Source organism: Paenibacillus sp. P4_E11, assembly GCF_056401635.1.
The window spans coordinates 1-1,643 of the sequence record NZ_JBFUIX010000423.1 but is presented as its reverse complement, the minus strand read 5'-3'; the positions used below and the strand labels follow the sequence as shown (position 1 = coordinate 1,643).

At 42.9% G+C, this 1,643-nt stretch carries 2 protein-coding genes; both read left to right on the top strand.

Going from position 1 to position 1,643, the window contains the following annotated elements:
• The coding region (locus tag AC1DWB_RS34725) for an HAD family hydrolase (RefSeq protein ID WP_477545624.1) at positions 1-204 on the top strand (204 nt) is incomplete at its 5' end.
• 164 nt (positions 205-368) lie between these two features.
• On the top strand, positions 369-1,643 hold a 1,275-nt coding region (locus tag AC1DWB_RS34720), incomplete at its 3' end, for an ABC transporter substrate-binding protein (protein WP_477545623.1).

The following is a 1,643-nucleotide window of genomic DNA, read 5'->3' as shown; positions in this document are numbered from 1 at the left end:
GTGTGTGCGCTGCTCGGCATTACAATGTCAGAAGTCATGGCTATCGGCGACAGTCTCAATGATATTCCGATGATTCGCACCGCCGGTCTAGGGGTGGCTATGGGTAATGCACAAGAAATTGTAAAGAAGGCAGCCGATATCGTCGCTCCTCCTAATAACGAAGACGGAGTGGCGAAGATTATTGAACGTTACATTTTCTCCTGAACACTTTTATATATCAAATAGACAAGTTGAGCAGAGATTTAATGCAGATTTAATAAAAAACACAGTCTCATTTGATATGACTCCCCTACAATTGACCTAAGGCAGGCATTTGGATACATGTATATCCTTTGTTTACAAAAATACGAATTGGGAGAAGGTACAACATGTTTAAACAATTAATTATAGGACTATCGATTATCCTGACGGTAACGGGCTGYGGAATGGCAAGTACGGATACAAGCACTTCGAACAAGAATAGTGCATCAGGAACTCCCGCTCCCACTGCCACTCCCACTCCAGTGACATTAACCGTGTTTCAAAATGGGGCGGAGATCAATGACGAGGACTTTCAAACCCTGATCGCTGAACCAGTGAAAAAGAGATATCCCGCAATCACATTGAAAATTGTACGTCCTGCTGCAGATGTAACGTTAGATAGCCAAATCGCAGCGGGGAATGTACCCGATATTTTACTTACTCCGAACTCTGGCATTAACGGTTTAAAGCAGCTGGATCTTCTCTTAGATATCAATCCCCAGATCAAAAAATCTAACAATAATTTGAATCGCTTCGATCCCGTGACGATCGACGCGCTTAAATCGGATAAAGGTGAGTTGTGGGGACTTCCTTACGCTATGCAGTTTAATGCTTTGTACTATAATAAAGAAATCTTTAATAAATTCGGAAAAAGCTATCCGAAAGACGGCATGACTTGGGACGATGCGATTGAGTTGGGACAACAACTTACTAGAAAAGATGGAACTATTCAATATCGAGGTTTGGACCCGGCTAGCAGTTATGTTGTGAGCTTTCCGTTGTCCCTAGCCTATGTTGATGGAAAAACGAACAAAGCCAGTGTCGATAACGAAAAATGGAAACAAGTATTCGAAATGACCAAGAAAATTTTGACAATCCCGGGAAATGCACAGCCAGCTGCTGAACCTTCAGCTGCAGCGGGAGGCAATCTATTTATCAAAGAAAAAAATGTGGCCATGCTCGCCTCCACGAATCTGATGGCTCAAATCGGCACTGCAGCAAACGCTGTGGATTGGGATATCGCCCAGTATCCAAGCTTTAAAGAAAAACCGAACATTTCCGGAAAGCTCGATAGTCACAACTTGATCATAGCCAAAACGACCAAACATCTGGATGAAGCAATGAAAGTGCTTGAAGTAGTGACTTCAGACGAGGTACAGCTGCTTAGCGCAAGAAAGACTGCAAGAATGTCTCCATTAATAAGCGATGAGATGAAAAAACAATTCGGTGCCGATGTCCCTTATTTAAAAGGAAAAAATGTACAGGCATTATTCAAAAGCACCGTCTCTCCCAGCCCGCTTTACTCCATCTATGAATCGAATGCCAAAAAGATCGGACAGCAAAAATTCCGCGACTACTTGGCGGATAAGATCGATCTTAATACGGCATTGAGACAAGCGGAT